This is a genomic window from Pseudomonas sp. TNT2022 ID642 (genome assembly GCF_028656995.1).
Taxonomy (GTDB): Bacteria; Pseudomonadota; Gammaproteobacteria; order Pseudomonadales; family Pseudomonadaceae; genus Aquipseudomonas.
The window spans coordinates 41,299-59,128 of sequence record NZ_JAMDGW010000004.1; the positions used below are offsets into that span (position 1 = coordinate 41,299).

The following is a 17,830-nucleotide window of genomic DNA, read 5'->3' on the forward strand; positions in this document are numbered from 1 at the left end:
GAATCAGAAGTCGTAGCGACCGGTGACGCCGAGGGTGCGCGGTGTGCCGAGCAGGCCTTCATAGCCGCCGTTGCCGCCCGTCCACAGGGTCGTGTAGTAGGTTTTGTCGAAGGCGTTTTTCAACCAAAGCGACACGTCCCACTGGCCTTGGTTGAAGTCGCCGCGCAGACCGGTGGAAAAATTGACCACGGCGTAACTCGGGATCTGCCCGTAGTCGGAATCCTCGACTGTACCGACGGCTTTTGAACGGAATGCATAGCTCGCGGTGACGTAAGGTTCGAAGCCGTTATCCAGATTCCATTTGTATTCGCCGTTGGCGTTGCCGATCCACTTCGAAGCGCCGACCACTTGATGGCCGCTGAGGTCGCAAGACGCTGGAGCGCCCGGCGCCTGGCTGACTTCCGGCGGGCACGGGGCATCTTTGTACGAGAGGTAGCTGACGTCGTTGTAGGAGCCATTGATGTTCAGGGTCAGGCCGCGCAGCGGGATCACCGTGCTTTCGAACTCGACCCCGCGCGAACGCACGGAACCGGCGTTGGTCAGGTACTGCACGCGATTTTCCGCGTCGTAGGCGTTGGTCTGGTAAGCGTTGACCTGCGTCCAGAAGACGTTGGCGTTGAGTTGCAGACGGTGATCCCACAGCGTGCTCTTGAAGCCGAGTTCGGCGTTGTTCGCGCGTTCGGTGCCGATCAGCAGCGAATCGGCGCCGGCCACCGGAGCGGAACCGACGGCGAGGTTAACCCCGCCGGATTTCTCGCCGTGGGATAACGTGGCGTAGCCGAGCACATCGTCGGTGATCCGGTAGCTGAGATTGAGCAGCCCGGAGGGACTGGAGCTGTACTGATTCAAGTCGCCGGAATCGTAAGCGCCGGCACGACCGCGCCTGGCCGTTGCCGCAGCACCCGTCACCGTTGCACCACCCACCGGCGCATCGCGCGTGACCCAGGCAGATTTCTCCTCATACGTGCCACGCACCCCGGCGGTGAAGTCCAGTCGCTCGGTGAGGTGCCAGGTGCCTTGGGCGAACAGCGCAAAACTGTCGGTCTTGATATGGCCGTTGCCGACACTGGTGACGTTGGCCAGCGCACCGGGCGCCGTACCATTCCATATATCCGCTTGCGGTCCGTAATAGGCGAAGGATTTATTGTCCAGATCCGAGCCGAAGTAGTAAGCGCCGACCACGTAATCGAAGAACTCACCCTTGGGCGAGGCCAGGCGAAATTCCTGCGAATATTGTTTGTCTTCCACCGACACGCCGGCGTTGTAACTCGCCGGCACGTTGAGGCCGTCGTCGTTGCGCGGGGTGAAATTCCAGAAGCGATAGGAGCTGATCGAGGTCAGCGTGAAGTCGCTCGGCAGCAACCAGTTAGCCTCCACCGAGGTGCCGCCCTGATGCACGGTGACATGCTGGTCGTTGTCCAGATTGACCTTGCGGTGCGAGCCGTTGACCAATGTTGCGCCAGCCGCGTTGGCGCGCGCCTGGTAAAGGTTGACACCATTGATGGTCGGCCCGGTGTTGTACAGCACGCGGGTGCCCGCGCTGGAGTCCTCTTCGTTGTAGTCACCGATCCAGCGCAGGTTGAAATCTTCATTGGGCTTGAACAGCAGTTGGGCGCGGAAACCATCGCGCGAGCCGCCATTCAAATCATGGCCGTCGTATTCGTTTTTGATGTCGCCGTCACTGCGCGTGCGGTAGGCCGAAAAACGCCCGGCCAGTTGATCGTTGAGCGGCCCGGAAATGGTGCCCTTGGTCTGGAAATAACCGTCCTCGCCGACCGAGGTTTCGATGCTGCGCTCAGGGGTGAAGGTTGGCGCGCGGGTGCTGATGTTGATCACCCCGGCGGTGGTGTTTTTGCCGAACAGCGTGCCCTGCGGCCCACGCAAGACTTCGAGCTGTTCGATGTCCATCAAGTCAAACACCGCCATCCCCGGGCGGCCCAGATAGACGTTGTCGATGTACAGGCCGACGCTGCCTTCCAGGCCATCGCTGGCCGGGTTATTACCCAAGCCACGGATCGACACGCTGGACTGGCGTGCGTGCATGTAGGCGACGTTGACGCTGGGCACCAATTGCTGCAAATCCTGAATCCGGTAAACCCGCTGCGTCTCCAGATTCTGCCCGCTGACCACGCTCATTGGCGTCGGTACGTCCTGCGAACTTTCCTCGCGACGGCGGGTGGTGACGGTCACGGTTTCCAGTTGCGAACTGTTGGCGGCAGGCTTGCCGGCCGGCACTGGCGCCGGGGTTTCCGCATCGGCGGCGTAGCCGTGAGTCCAGCTCGCGCTCCCTGCCAGCAACAGGGCCAGAGGCAGGCGTTTGAGCCGTCGTGGCGTTAAGGGTGACGCAAGGTTCAACGGACTCATGGCGCGGCTCCTGGTCAAAAAACACACAGACATCTTCAGCGCTGCATATTCTTTTCAGTTATTTATTTATGGATTTACAAATATTTACTGCATAAGAGATTGCCTTTATAAGGAGTCGACCTAATGCATATCCAATGCATTTCCCGGATATTTTTTATGTGAAAAATGCATATCGACTTGCGTCAACTTCGTCACTTCATCGCCTTGGCTGAACAACGCAGCTTCGTCGCCGGCGCGCAGGCGGTGAACCTGTCGCAGTCGGCGTTCAGCCGCAGCATTCAGGCACTCGAACACAGCGTTGGCTGTCAGTTGGTCGATCGTGGGCGCAAGGAATTACCGCCGACCAAACAGGGCCAGGTGTTGCTGGAGCACGCACGGCGACTGGTCAGTGGCGCGCAGCAGATGGCCAACGAGATCAGTCAGTTCAATGGGCTGGAGGCGGGGGAATTACGCTTCGGTTGTGGGCCGGCGCCAGCGGCGGGTTTGATCCCTCGCGCCATCGGCAGTTTTATCGGGCGCTACCCGAAAGCGAGGGTGCAGTTTCAGGTCGATGACTGGCAGAGTTTGAGCAAGCGACTGATGAGCGAGGAGTTCGAGTTCTTTGTCGCGGACACACGCTACTTCGAGGCGGATCCGGATTATCTGACGCACCGGTTGCGGCCGCGTAAATGGCATTTCTGTTGCCGTGCGGGGCATCCGCTGGCGGGTTTCGATAAGGTCAGCGCCGAGCAATTGATGAGCTATCCGCTGGCGGTGAGCATTCGTCCGCCGAACTTGCGCAAGGTCATCGTTGATCTCAGTGGGCGGCCGGATTTCACGCCGAATGTGGAGTGTGAAAACAGCTCCAGTTTGCTCAGTGTGGTGCTGCGTTCGGATGCGATCGGGATTGTCGGGGCATATTCCGATGCGCTGCATCAAGCCAAGGGAGAGCTGGTGTGTTTGCGCATTGAAGGGTTGGCCGATGATCTTGAGGAGTTGTACACCCGTTACGGGATTGTCAGCCGGGCGGGGTATCGGTTGTCGCCGTTGGCGGAAGCGATGATTGAGCAGATCAAGGCGATAGATCAGCAGGATGAGGAGGTTTGCTCGCTGCAGAATCTCGCCGTTTGATCCACCGCTATCGCTGGCAAGCCAGCTCCCACATGATTCGCGCCGAGCACAAACCATTTGAACACTCCCAATACCTGTGGGAGCTGGCTTGCCAGCGATGGCGGCAGTGCAGGCAACGATGCATTTCCTGCATAAAACCCATTCCCCAAATGCACTTGCCGAACACCCTCACGCCTAGCGAAATACCTCGCCTGTCCCATTGACCGGTGAACCCCATGCCCACCCCGCCAAACCCCGTGCGCAACGTGCTGTACATCATGTGCGACCAACTGCGCCGCGATTACCTGTCCTGCTACGGCCATCCGCACCTGCACACACCGAATATCGATCGCCTCGCCGCTGCCGGCGTGCGTTTCAGCCGCGCCTACACCCAAGGCACGATCTGCGGGCCGTCGCGGATGTCGGCCTACACCGGACGTTATGTCAGCAGCCATCAAGTGGCGTGGAACGCCGTGCCGTTGCCTTTGGAAGAACTGACCATCGGCGACTATCTGCGCCCTCACGGCATTCGTACCGCGCTGGTCGGCAAGACCCACGCGACGGCGAATGTCGATGCCTTGCAGCGTCTGGCGATCAACCCCGAGAGCGAGCAAGCCGAAATCCTCAACGAAGTCGGTTTCGAACCCTACATGCGCCACGACGGCATCTATCCCGACGATCCGTTGTTCGACGACAAACGCGAATCCGCGCCCTACACCCATTACCTGCGTGAACACGGCTTCGACGGCAAAAACCCCTGGCACGACTGGGCCAATGCCGCCGAAGGCGAAAACGGCGAAATCCTCAGCGGCTGGAAAATGCGTCATGCGAATTTGCCAGCACGAATTCCCGAGCAACACTCAGAGACTGTCTACACTACAAATCGAGCCATCGACTTCATCACCGAGCAAGGCGAGAAATCGTGGTGTTTACACCTTTCCTATATCAAACCTCACTGGCCATACATCGTACCGGCGCCGTACCACGCCTTGTACAGTACGAAATCGATTCTCGAAGCGGTCCGCGCGACGCCCTCCGAAGCCAGCAAACACCCCGTATACACTGCCTTTCGCCAACATGAGGAAAGCCTCAACTTCTCCCGTGAATCAGTACGATTGACTGTAATCCCTACGTACATGGGCCTGATCAAGCAGGTGGATGATCAACTCGGACGACTGTTCGATTTTCTGCAGAGCAATGGCCGTTGGGATGACACGTTGATCGTGTTCACCAGCGATCACGGCGACTTTCTGGGCGATCACTGGCTCGGTGAGAAGGAGTTTTTGCTGGAGCAGGCGGTGGGGGTGCCGTTGATCGTTCGTGACCCTCGTGTGGCGGCGGATACGACGCGCGGGACAGTCGATGATCGACTGGCGGAAACCATTGATGCCTTGCCGACGTTTCTTCAGGCATTGGGGTTGCCGGGGGCAGAGCATCGGCTTGAAGGGCGTTCGTTGATCCCGCTACTGCACGGTGAAAACCCGGGCTGGCGCCGCTATGCAATCAGCGAATACGACTACGCCTTCCAGGCGCCGGCGCGTGAGCGTTTGGGTCAGCCGATTGATCGTTGCCGGATGACCATGGTGCGCAGCGAGCGCTGGAAATACCTGGCGTACGACGGCTTTCGACCGCAGTTGTTTGATCTGCTCAATGATCCGCAGGAGTTGCGTGACCTGGGGGATGACCCGGCGTATGCGGCGGTGCGCGAGGAACATGCGGGGTATTTGTTTGAGTGGGTGCGCGGGTTGAAGCGGCGCACGACCATCAGTCATCAGGAGATTGATTTGCGTGGGCAACGGTTTCGTTATGGTGAGCCGGAGACCGAGAAGGTTGTTCAGATTGGTGTTTGGTAGTGGGAAGAGCCCCTCACCCTAACCCTCTCCCAGAGGGAGAGGGGACTGAGCGGGAAATATTGCAGAGATACACCGACCTGATCGTGCTTCACCGAATCCATAATCGATAAGGTCTTTCAGGTCGGTTCTAACGCGAGACAACTCGGTCGACTCCCTCTCCCAGAGGGAAAGGAGACTGAGCGGGAAATATTGCAGAGATACACCGACCTGATCGCGCTTCACCGAATCCATAATCGATAAAGATCTTTCAGGTCGATGCATAGCGGGAGACAACTCGGTCGACTCCCTCTCCCTCTGGGAGAGGGCTGGGCGGGCGGCGTTCCGATGAGGGGCTCTTGATCTTCAATCGCGACCCTTGATGGTCTGGCTGCGCTGCCCGCTAACCCCCACCGGCACTTCACCCTTCAACGTCACCCGACGCACCACCCGATCCTGAGTGCCGTAATCATCAATCGCATAATGCTGCGTCGAGCGGTTATCCCAGATCGCCACATCACCGGCCTTCCAGCGCCAGCGCACGGTGTTTTCCTGACGGATCACATGACTCTGCAACAGCCCGAACAGATGCGCCGAATCCGCCTGCGAATAACCCTTGATGCGTTTGACGAAATGCCCCAGCAGCAAGCTCTTCTCGCCGCTGATCGGATGCACGCGGACCACCGGGTGCTCAGTCTCGTAAACGGTGGAGGTGAAGACCTTGCGATAGCGCTCAAGCTTCTCCGCCGAGACGTCCGGCTTGGCGCTGGCGTAGTCGTATTCATTGCTGTGCACGGCGACCAGTTTGTCGGCCAGTTCACGCAGCTCGGTCGGCAAGCCGTTGTACGCCGTCGCGGTGTTGGCCCACAGCGTGTCGCCACCGAAGGCCGGCGCGACGACCGAGCGCAGGATCGAGGCTTTCGGGTAGGCGTCGACGAAGGTCACGTCGGTGTGCCAGGAGTTGGCGCGCTGGCCTTCAGCGCCGTCCAGTTCGAGCAGATAACGCGTGCCTTCACGCGATGGCACGGTGGGGTGCGCGACAGGCTCGCCGAGCAGATGGGCGAAGGCTTCCTGACGCTGATCGTCGAGTTGAGTCTGCTCGCGGAAGAACACGACTTTGTATTGCACCAACGCTTGTTGAATGGATTCGACGGTGGCGGCGTCCAGTTCACCGGACAAATGCACGCCACGGATCTCGGCGCCGATACGACCGGCAACCGGGTGGATTTCCAGCGTGTGGACAGCGGGTTTAACTGCGAGTGCGGCATTGCTCATGGGTAGACCCTCATCGACTGCTTACGGTTGGACGGCAGCGAAACAACGCTCTATCTATATTCCATTTACATCTAATAGATATTCACATGCTTCGTTGACGGAATAAGAGCTTGCATTTAAAACCTCTAGCAACCCTCGTCGCAAATGCCTTCGAGCTATTTTTAGGATGCCGGAAAAGCATATGGATCTTCGCCAGTTGCGTTACTTCATCGCCCTCAACGAACACCGCAGTTTTGTCCGTGCGGCGGACGCGATGGGCATCACACAGCCGGCGTTCAGTCGCAGTATTCAGGGGCTGGAGCAGGAATTCGGCTGCGTGCTGGTGGATCGCGGCAACAAGGATTTGCGCCCTACACCCGAGGGCCAAGTGGTGCTGCAACACGCCCTGAGCCTGGTGCAAGGCGCGGCGCTGCTCAGCGCCGAAGTGACGCAGATGACCAAGCTCGACGCCGGCGAGGTGCACTTCGGTTGCGGCCCGGCGCCAGCGGTGAAACTGGTGCCGGATGCGGTGGCGCAATTCATCAATGCGCACCCGAAAGTGCGCACCTGTTTTCAGGTGGATAACTGGGAAAAACTCAGCCGCGCACTGAGCCGTGAAGAGATCGAATTCTTCATCGCCGACATCCGTCATTTCGAATCCGATCCGAACTTCCAGACCCAGGCGCTGACACCCAAACGCGGGGTGTTTTTCTGCCGGCCGGGGCATCCGTTGCTGGCCAAGGAAAGCCTGTCAACCAACGACATGTTCGACTACCCGTTGGCGACCACGCTGATCCCGCCGGGCATTCGCAAACTGCTGGCGAACCTCAGTGGACGCATCGATTTTTCACCGACTATCGAGACCGAGCACTTTCCGGCGCTGGTGAAGGTGGTGCTGCAATCCAATGCGATTGGCGTCGGCACGGAAGAGGCGTTTGTCGAGGACATTGCCAAGGGTTCGCTGGCGTTGCTGCACTGGCGCAATTTGCCGCAGAACCTGGAGAGCATGAATGCGCGCTGCGGGATTGTCAGTCGTACCGGGTTTCGCTTGTCGCCAGCGGCGCGGGCGATGATCGAGACGTTGGTGGCGGTGGATCGGCAGGAAGTCAGCGTCGCCGTTTAAGGGGATCGTTCCCACGCTCTGCGTGGGAATGCAGCCCGGGACGCTCCGCGTCCCAAAGTGGACGCAGAGCGTCCATTGATGCGTTCCCACGCAGAGCGTGGGAACGATCGGTGTACGTTAGAGCTTGGCCGCTGCCAACTCAGGCGCCACCCAGTCGTTGACCTTGAACGGCTTGCGAATCAGCTTCTGCTGCGCCGCCAGATCCACTTTGTCCTGCAGGCTGCCAAGGAACACCGGATCCAGCGTCGACGGGAACACTTCGCTCAATTTCTGATCCTGCAGATCCTGCGTCAGTATCACCGGCGGATAACTGGCCAAACCCGAGACCAGTTGCACATAAGCGGCCTTGTTGCTGTCCTGCGTCAGCCACTCCACGGCCTGTTGCTGCGCCTTGAGCAACTTGGCCACCGCTTCCGGGTGAGCGTCGACAAACTTGCCCGTGCCGACCAGTACCGACTGCACGCTGCCTGCGCCACCGAGATCCTTGGTGTTCAACGGCAACTCGGCCAGCCCCTTAGCCTGCAATGCGCTCAACCCGGAGCTGCCCCATGACGCATCGATCTGCTTGGCTGCCAACGCCGCGACCGCTGCATTGAAATCCAGATTGATCACTTTCAGATCCTTCTCGCTCAGACCCTGACTGGCCAGCGCTGCATCGAATGACAGTTGCGTCGCAGTGCCCCGGAAGATCGCCACGCGCTTGCCTTTCAAATCCTGCAGGGTCTTGATTCCCGAGCCCGGCACCACGCCCAGATACTGCTTCACGCCACGGGCACTGGCGCTGAGCAAGCGAGTATCGAGGCCATTGGACTTGCCGATGATTGCCGCCAGATCGCCCAGATACGCCAGATCAACCTGACCGTTGGCAAACGCCTCGTTGATCACCGGCCCGGCACCTTTGAAGAAATTCCACTGGATCTTGATGCCCTGATCGGCGAAGGCTTTTTCAAAAATCTGCTGATCGCGCAACACATCAACCACGCCCCCACCGCTGTGCTGAGTGCCGGCGCTCAGGTCAGGCACGGCGATCCTGATTTCCTTGAGATCGTCGGCATGCGCGGTAAACGCCAGCAGGCCCGCCAGAGCAGGAACAGCAAACAGACCGAAAACACGTTTGAAGGGAAGGTTCATGGGTGCAGCTCCTTGATCACGACGGGCGTTGAGGAGCCGAAAGTAGGCCGAATGACTACCTACGCTTAAATACTATAAATGCACATTTTTATAGCTTTTAACGCTAAGCAAGCATTAACGGGGCTTGCAGCGGCGTATGCATTAACAGCATCGAAAATATTCTTCGAATGCATTGGATGCGTGTGGGCTGGAAGCCTTAAATGGCGCTGCTTATCTCTAAAAACAACTTATTAAAGATTATTTATAACCATTCGCTCTTAGTTAATACCGCAAGAGATCGCAGCCTTCGGCAGCTCCTACAGGGGTCAATTCAAGGACGCATTCCCCCGTAGGAGCTGCCGAAGGCTGCGATCTTTTGATCTTGATCTTGAGCCAACCCGACAACGGAGGTCATCCATGGCCCGCCAATCCTTGCTCAGTCTCCCACTCCCCGCGCCGCCGCTGAAAAGCCGCCGTACCTGGCCCAGCCTGAACCAACGCCTGTTGCCGTGGCTGCTGCCCCTCAGCCTGTTCGCCCTATGGTGGCTGGCCGCGCGTAATGAATGGATGAGCGAACAGATCCTGCCCGCGCCGTCGCTGGTATGGAACAGCGCTGTCGAGTTGTCGCAGGGCGAGTTGTGGAGCCATTTGTGGATCAGTCTGCAACGTTTGTTCTGGGGCCTGCTCGCGGGGGTTTCTGCGGGGGCATTGCTCGGTGCAGCGCTGGGATTCAGTCGTCGTCTTGAACGTTTGATCTTCCCCACCTTCGCCGGACTTTCGCAAATACCGACGCTGGCATGGATCCCGCTGTTCATGGTGTTTTTCGGCATCGGCGAAGTGCTGAAACTGGTGGTGCTGATCAAAGCGATCGTGGTGCCGGTGACCTTGCACACACTGGTCGGCGTAAGAGATGCACAACCAAAACTGCGCGAAGCCGCCGCTGTTTTACGTTTGCCGCCACACCTGATGATCCGTCGCCTGGTGTTGCCCGCCGCCCTCCCCGCGTTCATGGCTGGCGTGCGTCTGGCACTGGCCGCAGGGTGGACCTCATTACTGGCCGTCGAACTGCTGGCCTCCAGTGAAGGCATCGGCTACCTGATGGTCTGGGCGCGACAACTGTTCATGCTCGACATCGTGTTCGTCTGCATCGTCGTCATCGGATTGATCGGCGTGGCGATGGATCGCGGTATCGGTCTGCTGGACAAGAAACTGGTGCACTGGCCGCACCCGGCCACTGCTGAAATTCGCCGCGGCCCGCGTTATGAAGGCTGGCAGCGGCTGCAACCATGGCTGCTGCCGCTGGGCTTGTTGGCGCTGTGGCAATTGGCAAACGAACTGCAGTGGGTCGATGCCAACATTCTGGTCAGCCCGCTGGCCGTTTTGAGCACGGCATGGGACGGTCTGCTCGATGGCACGTTGATCAGCGGCATGGCGCTCAGCCTCGGTCGCACACTCGGCGGTTTGCTGTTGGGTGGCGGACTCGGTTTCGCCCTCGGCTTGCTGCTGGGCTTGTCGCGCACCAGCGAACGCCTGCTCGGTCCGACCCTCGCAGCGCTCCGCCAGATCGCCATTTTCGCCTGGGTGCCGCTGCTTACCGCATGGTTCGGTCTTGGCGAATTGGCCAAGTGGGTGTTCGTCGCCCTTGCCGCGTTCTTCCCGCTGTTTATCGCCACGCAACGCAGCGTCGCCAACCTCTCGCCACAACTCAACGAAGCCGCCCAAGTGCTGCGCCTGAGCCTCGGCCAACGCCTGCGTCGACTCGTGCTGCCGGGCGCCGCGCCGGGGATTTTCGCAGGCCTCAGACTGAGCCTGATCTACGCCTGGCTCGGCACCATTGGCGCCGAATACTTCATGCCGTCGAACGGCGGCATCGGCAGCCAGATGATCGGCGCACAACAATTGCTGCGCATGGACCTGATCATGGCCGGCATGCTTTTCGTCGGTCTCACCGGCGCCCTGCTCAACCTCATTGGCCAACGCCTGGAAATTCGCGCGACCCGCTGGAGACACGCATGAACGCACCGATTGTCAGCTTCAATCACGTAGGCAAATCCTTCGACGTCGACGGTTTCGAACTGGAGGCGATTCGCGAATTCAACCTGGACATTGCCGAGGGAGAATTCGTCGCCATTGTCGGCTCCAGCGGCTGTGGCAAATCAACCTTGCTGCGCTTGTTGGTAGGCCTTGATACGCAGTTTCGCGGGCAGATTACCGTGGATGGCAAAGCCGTCAGCGGCATCGGTGGAGAGCGCGGCATCGTCTTTCAGGAACACCGTTTATTCCCGTGGCTGACCGTCGCTGACAACATCGGCCTGGGTCTGGTCAATGAGCCGCTGAGCGCGGCGCAGAAGCAACAGCGGATCAACGATTTCATCGATCTGGTCGGACTGCGCGACTTCACTCGCGCCTATCCGCACCAGCTCTCCGGCGGCATGGCCCAGCGTGTGGCGATTGCTCGCGGCCTCGTCGCCAGCCCGCGCATTCTGCTACTCGACGAACCCTTCGGCGCGCTCGATGCGCTGACCCGCCAGCAAATGCAGGACGAGCTATTGGCGATTCGCGAGCGCGCAAAAATCACCACGATCCTCGTCACCCATGACGTCGAGGAAGCGATCTTCCTCGCCGACCGCGTGGTGGTGATGGAGCCGCGCCCGGGCCGCATCAAGCAGGTGGTCGACATCGCCCTGCCGCACCCGCGCCAGCGCAGCAGTTTCGACTTCCATCAGTTGCGTGAAGAGCTGCTGCACGAGCTGACCAGTGATGACCATTACCAACCGAGCGTACCGGTGCAGATCCGCGATCTGCCGCTGACGTTCATTGCCTGCTGAACAGGAGTTTTGCGATGCCGCAACGTCCCAATTTTCTGGTGATTCTGGCCGACGATCTAGGCTTCTCCGACATCGGCGCGTTCGGCGGCGAAATCGCCACGCCGCATCTCGATGCCCTGGCCAGCAACGGCCTGCGCCTCACCGATTTTCATACCGCACCGACCTGCTCGCCGACCCGCTCGATGCTGCTGACCGGCACCGACCACCACATCGCCGGGATCGGCACCATGGCCGAAACGCTGACGCCGGAACTGATCGGTAAACCCGGTTATGAAGGCTATCTCAACGATCGGGTGGTGGCGCTGCCGGAGTTGCTGCGCGAGGCCGGTTATCAAACATTGATGAGCGGCAAATGGCACCTCGGTTTGAAGGCTGAATTGGCGCCCCATGCGCGAGGTTTCGAGCGTTCGTTTTCGCTGCTGCCGGGCGCGGCCAACCATTACGGTTTCGAGCCAACCTACGATGAGCAAACACCCGGCCTGCTGAAATCCACTCCGGCGCTGTACATCGAGGACGACACGTTTCTCGACGAATTGCCGAAGGACTTCTATTCCTCCGATGCCTTTGGCGACAAGCTGCTGCAGTACCTCAAGGAGCGTGACCAGACCCGGCCGTTCTTCGCTTACCTGCCGTTCTCCGCACCGCACTGGCCGCTGCAGGCGCCCGCCGAGATCGTCGAGAAATACCGTGGGCGCTATGACGCCGGCCCTGAAGTGCTGCGTCTGGAGCGCCTGGAAAAACTCAAAGCCCTCGGCCTGATCGAACCGGACGTCGAGCCGCATCCGCTAATTCAGTTGACCCAACAATGGGACGCATTGAGCGAGGAGCAAAAACAGATTTCCGCACGGGCCATGGAGGTCTACGCGGCGATGGTCGAACGCATGGACTGGAACATCGGTCGGGTCGTCGATTACCTGCGCCAGCAAGGGCAGCTCGACAACACCTTCATCCTGTTCATGTCTGACAACGGTGCCGAAGGCGCGCTGCTTGAAGCCTTCCCCAAATTCGGTCCGGAACTGGTGACGTATCTCAGCCAGCATTACGACAACAGCCTCGACAACATTGGCCGGGCCAACTCTTACGTCTGGTACGGGCCGAACTGGGCGCAGGTGGCGACCGCGCCATCGCGGTTGTTCAAGGCGTTTACCACTGAAGGCGGGATTCGCGTGCCGGCGCTGTTGCACTATCCGCAATTGGCGATCAAAGGGCAGATCAGCCATGGTTTCGGCACGGTGATGGACATCACCCCGACCATTCTCGATCTGGCGGGCGTGCGTCATCCGGGCAAATTATGGCACGGCAAACCGGTGGCGCCGTTGCGTGGCAAATCGTGGCTGGGGTTCTTGTCCGGCGAGACTGCGCAGGTGCATGACGAGCACACGGTCACGGGTTGGGAATTGTTCGGGCGTCGGGCGATTCGGCAGGGATCATGGAAAGCGGTTTGGATTCCCGGTCCTGTGGGGCCGGCGACCTGGCAGCTGTATGATTTGAGCAGTGATCCGGGGGAGATTCATGATCTGGCGGTGAGTCAGCCGCAGAAGCTCAGCGCGTTGATTGGGCATTGGCAGCAGTATGTCGAGGAGACTGGGGTGATTTTGAGTGAGTCGCCGTTTCAACCGGATTGAGGCGAAGATCAAAAGCCCCTCACCCCAGCCCTCTCCCAGAGGGAGAGGGGGCCGACCGAGGTGTCTTTCGTCAAACACCGACCTGAAAAACTGGGTCGATTATGGATTCGAAGAAAAACATTCAGGTCGGCGTAACTCTTCAATATCCCCCAATCAGTCCCCTCTCCCTCCGGGAGAGGGCTAGGGTGAGGGCGCCTTCTGTCAGACCTCCACCGCCTCCCCAGCCACCGCAACTTCATCCCGACGAACAAACCGGTTCGCCCGCCCAAACGTCCCAAAATCATTAAACCTAACCCCCATCTCACGCATCACCTTATGCGCCACCGGCACGGTCATCTGGCGGATGTAAAACGGCTCCTTCACGACAAAATGATGGATCCCGTGACTGCTGCCAAAGTTGAAGCAGAACGCCTGCAACGGCCACAGCCACCAAGGATTCAGCACCTGGCATTGTTGGAGCACATTACCCAGTTCAATATCGCCGTAGTAATGCATGTTCGAGCTGATGAAGTGCAGACAAAAGGTGCGCAACACGTTCGGCCCGATAATCACCACAGCAGCGATATCGATCACCTGCATCACCGACAACGTCGTCGCAGACCATTCAATCGGCGCCCCCAGCAGGTACGCAATGCCATTGGCCGCATGAAAACCGAGAAACACATACCACGCGCCCCAATGCACCAGCGCCAGCGGCGCATACACCTTCAACGTGCGCTTGATGATGCTGAACTTGTGCGCCCAGGTCTTGGCCCGCAGCATGCGGATAAACGCCGACATGACGTTATCGCCAACCATCAGCAACCGCGCAAACCCCCACGGCTCGCCGTTGGTGATCGCGCGTTCTTCCATGTCGGTTTCAGTGCCGGAGACCTTGTGGTGATTGAGGTGCAGATGCCGGCGAATCCACGGGTTGATCGTGCTCGGCCGCGCCAGCCAGACCAGGCCCATCATCAAATTGTGCGGCACACGCTGCTTGCGAAAATACATGCTGTGGATCAGGTCGTGTTCCAGTTCATGGGTCAGCGAAGCAAAAAACGCATTGAGCAGCAGGCAAACCCACCACGCCAAGTGGCCGCTGATGTACAGCGCCGCCGAGCCGATCATCCCGATCAGGGCAAAGGCCAGAATCCCCGCCCCAAGCGCATCCTGATGCTTGAGAATCGGGTAGCGCTCGCGCAGTTCGACGCCTTTGGCCAGCACCACTTCGCGAATATGCGCTGATCGCTGGGCCGCATTGTGTCGCTGGGGACTTGCAGAAGTACCGTCCATGCTTCCATCCTCGGGTTTATGATGTTCGCATCGTGCCTCGCCAAGGCTTCAATTGCGGTAGCCGAGAACGCCAACCTGTTGACCGGAAGCGCCAATCAGCATGAAGGAACCGACCTCCCTCGCCAGCTGGACCCGTGCCTTGCGCAAGCAACTCGATGCGCTGGGACTGGACAGCATTGCCCTGTGCCAGCAGGCCGGGCTCGATCCGAATTTGATGGACGACCCCAACGCGCGCTATCCGCTGTCCGGCACCACACGCTTGTGGGAAATTGCCGTGCAGGTCAGCGGCGATCCGGCGATTGGTCTGCGCGTGTCGCGCTTTGTCAGTCCTACCACGTTCCATGCCCTCGGTTATGCGCTGGTCGCCAGCGGCAGCCTGCGCGAGGTATTCGAACGCATCGTGCGCTATCACCCGGTGGTCAGCGATGCGCTGGAACTGGAACTGAGCCGCAGCGATGATCGCTACCAATTCCGTCTGAAAATTCCGTCAGGCAATCCGGCACCGGCCTTCGAAGCCATCGATGCGTTTACCGCGATCTACGTGCGCACCTGCCGTAATCGTCTTGGTCGCGATTACGCGCCGCTGGCCGTTTACCTGCGCCGCCCGGAGCCGAGCGATGCGCACCAATGGCACAAAGTCTTCCGCGCCCCGGTGCATTTTGGTTGTGCGGAGGATCGCCTGGAGTTCGCCCTTGCCGACTTTGACAGCCACCTCGACGACGCCAACCCGGAACTCGCCGAACACAATGAAGCGGTGCTCAAACGCACGATGGCCCAGCTCCAACCGCTGACTTGGGAGCGCAAGGTGCGCGATGCCATTGAAGAGCAACTGCCAGAAGGTGAGCCGAGTGCTGAAAGGATTGCCCAGGCGTTACACCTGAGCTTGCGCAGTTTGCAGCGGCATCTGGCGGATGAAGGTTGTCGCTTTGATACGTTGCTCAACGAGAGCCGGGAGAATCTGGCGCTGCTGCACCTGCGCGATCCGCAGTGCTCGTTGAGTGAGGTCAGTTATTTGCTCGGGTTCGCTGATACCAGCAGCTTCAGCCGCGCGTTCAAGCGCTGGACGGGGCTGACGCCGGGGCAGTTTCGCGATGGTTTGCGCTGACTGATCCCAGGGTTGGGTCGTCAGATCCGGCGCCTTCGCGAGCAGGCTCGCTCCCACATGTGAAATGCATTCCAAATGTGGGAGCGAGCCTGCTCGCGAAGACGTCCTTCAATTCACCACAAAACCCAGCTCAAACACCGTACCCGCCGCATCACTGTTCACCCGCACCTGCCCACCATGCAATTGCATGATCGACTGCACGATCGCCAACCCCAAGCCACCCGAATCCCCCGGCTCCGCGCGCGAAGGATCGACACGGTAGAAACGGTCGAACAGTTTGCCCAGATGCTCCGACGCAATGGCCGGGCCATGGTTGTGCACCTGCAACCAGCACCAACCCGCCTCATCGCGGCGACGCAGGCTGATCACGGTTCCGGAGTCAGCGTGGCGCACGGCATTCGCCAGCAAGTTGCCCAGCGCCCGTTGCAGCAACTGCTGATCGGCAAGCAGTTCGCCATGCAGTTGATTGTCCAGACGCAACTCGCGGTCATCGGCCAAGGCCTCAAAGTAATCACACAGTTCACCGCCAACGCTGCGTAAATCCAGCGTTTGCAGATTGAGCGCGCGCTCGGCCTGCTCAGCGCGGGCCAGGAACATCAGGTTTTCCGCCATGCGCTTGAGCCGTTCGAACTCTTCCATGTTCGAGGCCAGCACTTCCTGATACTCCTCGGTGCTGCGCGGATGATTCAGCGCCTGCCCGTTGCTCGCCAACAAGGTGTGCAGCGGCGTACGAATCTCGTGGGCGAGGTCAGCGGAGAACTGCGACAGGCGCTGCACGCTGTCGTCCAGCCGCGCGAGCATGCCGTTGAGCGCCTGCACCGGTTCAAGCAGTTCGGCGGGCGTGCCGTTGGCGGGCAAGCGTTGGTCGAGGCTGCGCAGATCGATGCCGCGTACCGCTGCGCTCAACTGCCGTAACGGTTGCAGACCCCGGCGCAGCAACAGCAAGCCCAAGGCAAAGGCGAGCAACGCACCGACGCCGACGGCCAGATAAAGGCGTAAACGGTAACTGGCGAGCATCTGTTCGCGTTCGCTCAGCACCTTGCCGGCGATGACGGTCAGCGGCTCACCGTTCGGCCCTTGCGCTTCACCGGACAACAGCGCCAGCTCGGCACCATCCGGCGCTTGCCACGTCAGCACGTCGCGGCGCTGCGGCGTTTGCTCGCGGGGGATCGCATTCAGCGCGGGCAACTCTCGTTGCCGTGGATTGATCGCGATCACGCTCGATCCGTCGGCGCGGCGCACCAGCAACAGGCTGTCGAGATTACCGAGCATGTTTTGATACAACCGCGGCCGTGCCTGCAAGGCGCCCAGGCTGTCGCTGTCAGCGAGCAAGGCGCGCACCTGTTCCAGCCGTCCAAGCAACGCGAGGTCATCACGCCAGGCGATTTCCGTGGCCAGCGAGCGGTAGAGAAACACGCCAATCGCGCTCAGCACCAACGCGCAGACCAATGCGAACGCCAGCGCCAGGCGCCAGGCGATCGACCTAGAGCGCATCGTCAGGCGCTTCCAATTGATAACCGACACCGCGCACGGTGTGGATCAGTTTCGGCATGTAGGGATCATCGACTTTGGAGCGCAAACGGCGCACTGCAACCTCGACCATGTTGGTGTCGCTGTCGAAATTCAGGTTCCACACCTGCGAGGCGATCAGCGTGCGCGACAGCACTTCGCCCTGACGACTGGCGAGCAATTGCAACAAGGCGAACTCCTTGTTGGTCAGGGCGATGCGCTGGCCGCCGCGACTGACCCGGCGGCGCAACACATCGATTTCCAGATCGGCGATGGTGTACGACTCGGCTTCGCGCATCGGCCCGCGCCGCAACAACGTGCGCACCCGCGCGAGCAGTTCGGCGAAGGCGAAGGGCTTGAGCAGGTAATCATCGGCGCCCAGCTCGAGGCCGCGCACGCGATCTTCAATGGCGTCCTTGGCGGTCAGGAACAACACCGGCGTGGCGCCGCGCTGGCGGATCAGCTGCAGCAATTGCCAGCCATTGAGGCCGGGGAGCATCACGTCGAGGATGATCAGGTCATATTCCTGTTGCTCGATAAAGTAGCGCCCATCGAGGCCATTGAGCGCCACGTCCACGGCAAAACCCGACTCGCCCAAGCCCTTGGCGAGGAAATTCGCGGTTTTGGCTTCATCTTCTACGACCAGCAAACGCATGGCACACCTCGATTATTCAGACACACAGGCTAGGCGCCTTCGGCGGCGTTGCCCATTACAAACTTGT

General features: G+C 59.9%; 13 protein-coding genes. 7 read left to right on the plus strand and 6 right to left on the minus strand.

The window, feature by feature from the left end:
- Positions 1-3: 3 nt before the first annotated feature.
- Positions 4-2,364, minus strand: coding sequence for a TonB-dependent receptor (locus M5G26_RS04245; protein WP_150692877.1), 2,361 nt, complete (start codon positions 2,362-2,364; stop codon positions 4-6).
- Between the two features lie 165 nt (positions 2,365-2,529).
- Here M5G26_RS04245 and M5G26_RS04250 point away from each other — a divergent pair, with 165 nt between their 5' ends.
- Positions 2,530-3,474 carry a LysR family transcriptional regulator gene (locus M5G26_RS04250; RefSeq protein ID WP_134176174.1) on the plus strand — a complete coding sequence of 315 codons (945 nt, stop codon included), beginning with the start codon at positions 2,530-2,532 and terminating at the stop codon, positions 3,472-3,474.
- 215 nt (positions 3,475-3,689) lie between these two features.
- Positions 3,690-5,306 carry an alkaline phosphatase family protein gene (locus tag M5G26_RS04255; protein WP_273914522.1) on the plus strand — a complete coding sequence of 539 codons (1,617 nt, stop codon included), beginning with the start codon at positions 3,690-3,692 and terminating at the stop codon, positions 5,304-5,306.
- A 342-nt stretch (positions 5,307-5,648) separates the two neighbouring features.
- Here M5G26_RS04255 and M5G26_RS04260 read toward each other — a convergent pair whose 3' ends face one another.
- A complete protein-coding gene (locus M5G26_RS04260) occupies positions 5,649-6,557 on the minus strand; it encodes a TauD/TfdA dioxygenase family protein (RefSeq protein ID WP_273914523.1) in 909 nt (302 codons plus the stop codon).
- A 181-nt stretch (positions 6,558-6,738) separates the two neighbouring features.
- Here M5G26_RS04260 and M5G26_RS04265 point away from each other — a divergent pair, with 181 nt between their 5' ends.
- Positions 6,739-7,659, plus strand: coding sequence for a LysR family transcriptional regulator (locus M5G26_RS04265; RefSeq protein ID WP_273914524.1), 921 nt, complete (start codon positions 6,739-6,741; stop codon positions 7,657-7,659).
- Positions 7,660-7,776: 117 nt separating this feature from the next.
- On the opposite strand, the gene M5G26_RS04270 is transcribed toward M5G26_RS04265, so the two are convergent.
- Positions 7,777-8,790, minus strand: coding sequence for an ABC transporter substrate-binding protein (locus M5G26_RS04270; protein ID WP_273914525.1), 1,014 nt, complete (start codon positions 8,788-8,790; stop codon positions 7,777-7,779).
- 396 nt (positions 8,791-9,186) lie between these two features.
- On the opposite strand from M5G26_RS04270, the gene M5G26_RS04275 reads away from it, so the two are divergent.
- The 3 genes from M5G26_RS04275 to M5G26_RS04285 are packed head-to-tail and all read left to right on the plus strand — an operon-like array spanning position 9,187 to position 13,222.
- Positions 9,187-10,785, plus strand: coding sequence for an ABC transporter permease (locus M5G26_RS04275; protein WP_273914526.1), 1,599 nt, complete (start codon positions 9,187-9,189; stop codon positions 10,783-10,785).
- Positions 10,782-11,597, plus strand: coding sequence for an ABC transporter ATP-binding protein (locus M5G26_RS04280; RefSeq protein WP_038359705.1), 816 nt, complete (start codon positions 10,782-10,784; stop codon positions 11,595-11,597). The genes M5G26_RS04275 and M5G26_RS04280 overlap by 4 nt, the downstream gene beginning before the upstream one ends.
- Before the next feature lie 14 nt (positions 11,598-11,611).
- Positions 11,612-13,222: an arylsulfatase gene (locus M5G26_RS04285; protein ID WP_273914527.1), complete on the plus strand. Its 1,611-nt coding sequence runs from the start codon at positions 11,612-11,614 to the stop codon at positions 13,220-13,222.
- Positions 13,223-13,423: 201 nt separating this feature from the next.
- On the opposite strand, the gene M5G26_RS04290 is transcribed toward M5G26_RS04285, so the two are convergent.
- Positions 13,424-14,494 (minus strand): fatty acid desaturase, encoded by a 1,071-nt coding sequence (locus M5G26_RS04290; RefSeq protein WP_273914528.1) that lies wholly within the window; start codon positions 14,492-14,494, stop codon positions 13,424-13,426.
- 100 nt (positions 14,495-14,594) lie between these two features.
- Here M5G26_RS04290 and M5G26_RS04295 point away from each other — a divergent pair, with 100 nt between their 5' ends.
- Positions 14,595-15,599, plus strand: coding sequence for an AraC family transcriptional regulator (locus tag M5G26_RS04295; RefSeq protein ID WP_273914529.1), 1,005 nt, complete (start codon positions 14,595-14,597; stop codon positions 15,597-15,599).
- 108 nt (positions 15,600-15,707) lie between these two features.
- On the opposite strand, the gene M5G26_RS04300 is transcribed toward M5G26_RS04295, so the two are convergent.
- Together M5G26_RS04300 and M5G26_RS04305 are read right to left on the minus strand one after the other, a co-directional pair.
- Entirely contained in the window at positions 15,708-17,093 is a 1,386-nt protein-coding gene (locus M5G26_RS04300) for a heavy metal sensor histidine kinase (protein ID WP_273914530.1), read from the minus strand.
- On the minus strand, positions 17,083-17,763 hold the full coding sequence (locus M5G26_RS04305; RefSeq protein WP_038367211.1) for a heavy metal response regulator transcription factor: 681 nt from the start codon (positions 17,761-17,763) through the stop codon (positions 17,083-17,085). The genes M5G26_RS04300 and M5G26_RS04305 overlap by 11 nt, the downstream gene beginning before the upstream one ends.
- Between the last annotated feature and the right edge of the window lie 67 nt (positions 17,764-17,830).